Here is a 5,948-nt window from a genome sequence, read left to right on the forward strand (position 1 = left end):
GGCCGGGGCGGCCCGCGCCGGCGGGGCGGCGCACGCGTGCGGGCGGGCGCCGGGCCTCGCCCGCCGGGGCGATCGGCTGTTCTGTCACGGGCATGGACCGGTGCTCACTTCTGCATCTGCTGCTGGGCCTTGGTCAGGCGCGCCTTGACCGATTCCTCGGTCACCGGGCGGCCGGCGGCGGCCTCGGCGAAGAGTTCCTTGACGGCCGTGCCGACGGCGGTCTCGAACTGCGACTCCTCGGGGACCTGCGGGAGCGGGGCGGCGCTGGTGGAGAGCGTCTCGCGCAGCACCGTGAGGTCGGCGTTGGAGAAGGCGGGGTCGGTCTGGGCGGCCTTGACGGGCGGGATGGAGCCGTAGGTCTTGTTGAGGAGCTTCTGCTCGTCGTCGCTGGTCATGAACTTCACGAACTTCAGGGCGCCGTCGATGTTGTCGGTGTTCTTGAAGACGGCCATGTTGATGCCGGCGACCATGGAGTTGACGTTCTTGCCGGCGCCGGGGGTTCCTCCGGCCGGGACAGGGACGGGGGCGACTCCCCAGTCGCCCTCCTTCATCCCCTGGGTCTTGAAACTGCTGGCCGCGCTCTGCCACAGGACCATCGCGGTCTTGCCGTTGGCGAAGTCCTGGAGGGATTGGTTCTTGTCGTACTCCGCGTTGCCCGGCGCGATGATCTTGTCCTTGGCCATCAGGTCGACGTACTGCTTCACGGCCTCGACGTTGGCGGGTGTGTCGAAGGTGGGCTTTCCGGAGGCGTCGAAGAAGCTCGCGCCGTGCTGCTGGGAGAAGACGAAGGCCTGGTGGATGTTGTTGGAGAGGTTCGAACCCTCGGCGCCGAGCGCCCACTTGCCGTCCTTGGACAGCTTCTGGCCGATGGTGACCATCTCGTCCCAGGTGGCCGGGGGCTTCTCGATGCCCGCCTCCTGGAACATCTTCTTGTTGTAGTAGAGCGCGTAGGACATCGAGTACAGCGGGACGGCGGCCGGATCCTTGCCGGCGGCGCCGGCCGAGCCGATCGCCGATTCGACGAAGCGGTCCTTGCCGCCGATGGCGTCGAAGTTCTTGGCGTCCCAGGGCAGCAGGGCGCCGGTGGCCTGCAAGGAGGAGGACCAGGTGTTGCCGATGTTCAGGACGTCCGGGCCCTGCCCGGAGGCGGTGGCCGCGAGGATCCGGTTGAGCAGGTCCGACCAGGGGACCACTTCCAGCTTGACCTTGATGCCGGTCCGCTCCTCGAACTTCTTCAGCTCCGGGCCGAGGGTCGCCTGGTCCGCCGCGATGTCGGGACCCTGGTTGGAGGACCAGTAGGTGAGCTCCTTGGGGGCGGTGTTGGATCCGCCCTCGTTGGCCGATCCGCCCCCGCAAGCGGTCGCGGCTGCGAGCATGGAGACGGTGAGGGCGGTGACGGCGGCGGCTCGGGTTCTGCGCATGGCGGCTCGGTCCCTTTCGGCAAGGCTCGGACAGAAAGGCCTGCGGGACGGCGCGAGTACCAGGCCCCAACCGGGTACTTGGCCCCTCCATTTGATCCAGGCCTTAAATTAGGACGTGAGTTAAGCCTCGTGAAAGGGTCGCGTCAAGGGGTCGCGCAAGGGTATGTTGCGATCGACGTCAGGGCGGAAGGAGCCACATGACCACGGCGCGCAGTGGACGTACGGTGCGGGACCTGCGGAGGGGCAACCGCAGCGCCGTGCTGCAGCGGTTGTACTTCGGCGGGCCGATGAGCCGGCAGGAGCTCGGCCCGGCGACCGGGCTGAGCTCGGGATCCGTCAGCAACGTCGTCGGCGAACTCGTCGCGGACGCCCTGCTGGAGGAGGCCGGCATCGTCGACTCGGACGGCGGCCGCCCGCGAACACTGCTGCGCGTCGCCCCCGGCAGTGCGCACATGATCGGCATCGATGTCGGCGAAACCCGGGTCAGGGTCGAGCTGTTCGATCTCACCCTCACCGAACTGGCCCGCACCGAGCTCCCGTTGCAGCCGCGCGGCTGCTACGACGTCGGCCCGATCGTCGACCACGTGCGGACCGGGATCGCCACCGTGCTCGCGGAGGCCGGGGTCGGCACGGACCGGCTCCTCGGGGTCGGCATCGGCGTACCCGGCATAGTGGACCGCGACGCGCCGGGCGGCACCGTGGTGCACGGCCAGACCATCGGCTGGGAAGCGGTCCCGCTGGAGGCTCTGCTGCGCGCGACGAAGGCCGTGCCGGACGAGGTCCCGTACATCATCGACAACGGCGCGCGCACGCTCGGCCAGGCGGAGATGTGGTTCGGCGCGGGACGCGGCGCGCGGGACGCGGTGGTCGTGCTCTTCGGCTCCGGCGTCGGCGCGAGCCTGATCACCGACGGTTCCCCGGGCGGAGGCCCCACCGAGGGAGCCCCGCTGGAGTGGGGCCACCTGACGGTCCAGGTCCGGGGGCGGCGCTGCCGCTGCGGTGCGCTGGGGTGCCTGGAGGCGTACACGGGCGCGGAGTCGCTGCTCGCGCGCTGGGCGGAGCGGGGCGGGGACCCCGGGGCCGGAGCGGTGGACGAGGAGGACGCGCTGGCCGCGCTGCTGGCGGCGGCGCACGGCGGCGACCGGGTCGCCCTGGAGGTCCTCGAGGAGACCGCGGAGTACCTGGGCGCGGGCCTTTCGGACGTGATCAACCTCTTCCAGCCCGAGCGGATCCTCATCGGCGGCTGGGCGGGCCTGATGCTGGGCCCGTACATCCTCCCGGCGGTACGGGAACACGCGACGCGGTACTCCCTGCGCCACCCGGCCGCGCGGGTCACCATCGAAATGGGCCAACTGGGCCCGGACGCGGTCACGGTGGGCGCGGCCACCCTCCCCCTGGCGGCCTTCTTCACGACGGGCGGCCGCCGCACCCCACCGGGCCCCCCGTCGGAGGCACCGGGCTGGCAGACGGCCCTGGAGGTCCGCGGGGCGTCGGCGTCTGGCACGGCGGCGGGCGCGGCAAGGCGTCGGGGTTAGCCGTCTCTTTCGCACATCCGGCCGCGCGGGGACGCGGCGGGCCGCCGTCCGGCCACCGTGGCCGGGCGGAGCCCGGGTCCGGCTGGACGGGCGGGGCCGACTGGACGGGCGGGGCCGGCTGGACGGGCGGGGCCGCGGCTACGGCCAATGGCCAACAACCGGCGACCGGCCACCGGCGTCCCTGGGGCGGGCTCGGACTCAGGCCGAGTCGCGGATCACGAGTTCCGGGTCGAAGAGGACGCCCTCGGAAGCCGGGGCGGCCGTGCCCGTGACGCGGTCCAGGAGGAGGCGGACCATCTCCGCCGCCATGTCCTCCACCGGCTGACGGACCGTCGTCAGGCGGGGTCTGGCCGCCACCGCCGCGCCGGAGTCGTCGAACCCGACCACCGCCACGTCCTCGGGGATCCGGCGGCCGTGTTCGCGGAGCACCAGGCAGGCGCCCTGCGCCATCAGGTCGTTCGCCGCGAACACCCCGTCCAGGTCCGGCTGTTCGGCCAGCAGCACCCGCATCGCGTGCTCGCCCCCGTCCAGCGTGAAGTCCGCCTCGGCCACGGGTACCGCGCCTCCCGGCAACGCCTCCCGGAAGCCCGCGACCCGCTCCCGGCTCGCCGGCACGTCCGCGGGCCCGCCGATCGCGACGAGCCGCCGGCGGCCCCCGGCGAGGAGGTGCCGCGCGGCCAGCGCACCGCCCTCGCGGTGGCGCAGGTCGACCCAGTCCAGCGGTACCGGCGGCGCGGGCCGCGCGAAGAGCACCGCGGGCAGGCCCGCGGCCGCGAGCAGGCCGGGCAGGGGGTCGTGACCGTCGGTGGTGACGAGCAGCGCACCGTCGGCGCCGCCTTGGGCGAGGTACCCGAGCACCTGCACGCGGTCGGCCTCCCCGTCGGCGAACATCAGCACCGGGTGCACCCCGCGCGGCCGCAGCGCCCGTACGACCCCGCTCACCACCCGTCCGAAGAACGGGTCCTGGAACACCCGGTCGGCGCCGGCTCCCGCGCCCGAGACCACCAGCGCGACCGCGCCCGAACGCCGGGTCACCAGCGAGCGGGCGGCCCGGTTCGGCACGTACCCGGTCGCCTCGACGGCCCGCTGGACCGTCTGCTGGATGACCGGGTCCACATTGCGGACGCCGTTGACCACACGGGACACCGTGGCCCGGGACACCCCGGCCGCGCGGGCCACGTCTTCCAGGGTCGGCGCCGTCCCGGCCCCCGTGCTCGTTCCGTCCATGGCGGCACTGTAGCCGCCGGGGATCAGACCTCGAGGGCACCCCGCAGCGGGAGGTCGCCCGCGCTGTGACCGGCGAGTACTCCGAAGCGGCCCGGCTCGGTGATCCAGCTCCCGGAGTCCGCGGACCAGTACTGGAGGGCGCGCACGGGGATCCGTACGTACGCCGTCACCCGCTCGCCCGGATCCGCCTCGACCGCCGCCCATCCCGCGAGCCAGCGGACCGGGCGGTCGACCGCCGAGTCGGGGCGGGACAGGTGGACTTGGACGACCTGACGGCCGCGCCGGCCGCCCGTGTTGCGCAGGGACACGGGGATCGCGTATCCGTCATCGTCACTGATGCCGGCGCCGATACCGATGTCGGTGCCGGTGCCGGTGCCGGTGCCGGTGCCGGTGCCGGTGCCGGTGCCGGCCGCGTCGCGGTCCGTCGGCTCGGGTGCGCCGATCCGCTCGAACTCCCAGGTGGTGTAGCCCAGTCCGTGCCCGAACCAGTACGCGGGCTCCGCACCCGCGCGCAGCCAGGCGCGGTGGCCGATGTGCAGGCCTTCCTCGTAGGGGAGGCGGCCTTCGGTGGGCCGGGTGGTGTGCACGGGTGCCCGGGCGAGGGTGGCGGGCCAGGTGGTGGGGAGGCGGCCGCCCGGTTCGGTGCGGCCGAGGAGGACATCGGCGAGGGCGTGCCCGGCTTCCTGGCCGGGGAACCAGGCGAGGAGCACCGCGCCGGCGGCTGCGCGCCAGGGCAGTTCGACGGGACCGCCGGAGTTGACCACGACGACGGTACGGGGGTTCACACGGAGGACGTCCGCCACCAACTGGTCCTGGGGCTCGGGCAGTAGAAGAGCATCGCGGTCGAAGCCCTCGGACTCGCCGCCCTCGGTGGTGCCGACGACCACGACGGCGGCGTCGGCGGCCCGGGCGGCGGTCACGGCCGCGGCGCGCGCCTCGGCCGGGTCGGGGACGGGCGGGCCGGCGCTGAGGACGGTGGCCCGGCCGGTGCCAGGAGCGAGCTCGCGGCGGGCCAGGACACGGACGGGGCGTCCGGCGGTGAGCGGGATCCGGGCGGTGTGCTGGGGCGGGCGGACGTGGATGACGGCCGGGTCGTCGGTCTCCGGCGGGAACTCGCCCGCGAGCACGGTCGTTTCGTCCACGGTGAGGAGGAGTGCGCCGAATCCGCCGACCCCGAGGGTCCAGGGGCCGGTGGCGTCGGGGTGGAGTACGGCGGTGAGCTCGATGGTGTGGGCGCCGGGCGGCAAGGCGGGTTCCAGGACCCGGCCCGAGGGCTGGTGCGCCGAGGACAGCACCGCGCCGGTGGCATCGAGCACGCGCAGCCGCACGCCCGGGGCACCGCTCTCCGGGTCGCGGGCGTGCCGTGCGCCCAGTGGCGCCTGCCCGCCGCTGCCCTCGGGCGCGGGGCCGGGCTCGTACACCACCCGGACCCGGGGCGGCAGCGCGCCCCGCAGGCCGTCGAGCGGACCGACCACCCTCTGCGGGAACACTTCGGAGCTGCCGCCGCCCTGTACCCGGGGGGCGTCGGCGTGCACCCCGATCACGGCGATGCTCGTCAGCCGACCGGGATCCAGGGGCAATACGCCCCGGTTCTCCAGCAGCACGAAGCTCGCGGCGGCCGCTTCGCGCAACTCCCGGCGGACATCGACGGGACCGGTGCCGGTTCCGTCGGCTCCGGAGCCACTGCGGGCGCGGTTGCCGCTGCCGGGGTCCGCCTCGGGGCCGGGGCCAGGGTCGGGGCCAGGGCCAGGGCCAGGGCCAGGGC

At 74.0% G+C, this 5,948-nt stretch carries 4 protein-coding genes; 1 reads left to right on the forward strand and 3 read right to left on the reverse strand.

Annotated elements, in window-relative coordinates; all coding sequences use genetic code 11:
- Positions 1-104: 104 nt before the first annotated feature.
- Positions 105-1,421: an ABC transporter substrate-binding protein gene (locus J7E97_RS34475; protein WP_215035438.1), complete on the reverse strand. Its 1,317-nt coding sequence runs from the start codon at positions 1,419-1,421 to the stop codon at positions 105-107.
- A 197-nt stretch (positions 1,422-1,618) separates the two neighbouring features.
- Between J7E97_RS34475 and J7E97_RS34480 the strand changes: the two genes are divergently transcribed.
- A complete protein-coding gene (locus J7E97_RS34480) occupies positions 1,619-2,956 on the forward strand; it encodes an ROK family transcriptional regulator (RefSeq protein ID WP_215035440.1) in 1,338 nt (445 codons plus the stop codon).
- 198 nt (positions 2,957-3,154) lie between these two features.
- Here J7E97_RS34480 and J7E97_RS34485 read toward each other — a convergent pair whose 3' ends face one another.
- Together J7E97_RS34485 and J7E97_RS34490 are read right to left on the reverse strand one after the other, a co-directional pair.
- Positions 3,155-4,183: a LacI family DNA-binding transcriptional regulator gene (locus tag J7E97_RS34485; protein WP_215035442.1), complete on the reverse strand. Its 1,029-nt coding sequence runs from the start codon at positions 4,181-4,183 to the stop codon at positions 3,155-3,157.
- Positions 4,184-4,206: 23 nt separating this feature from the next.
- On the reverse strand, positions 4,207-5,948 hold a 1,742-nt coding region (locus J7E97_RS34490), incomplete at its 5' end, for a glycoside hydrolase family 3 C-terminal domain-containing protein (RefSeq protein ID WP_215035444.1).

It is taken from the genome of Streptomyces sp. ISL-66 (genome assembly GCF_018614135.1).
Lineage (GTDB): Bacteria > Actinomycetota > Actinomycetes > Streptomycetales > Streptomycetaceae > Streptomyces.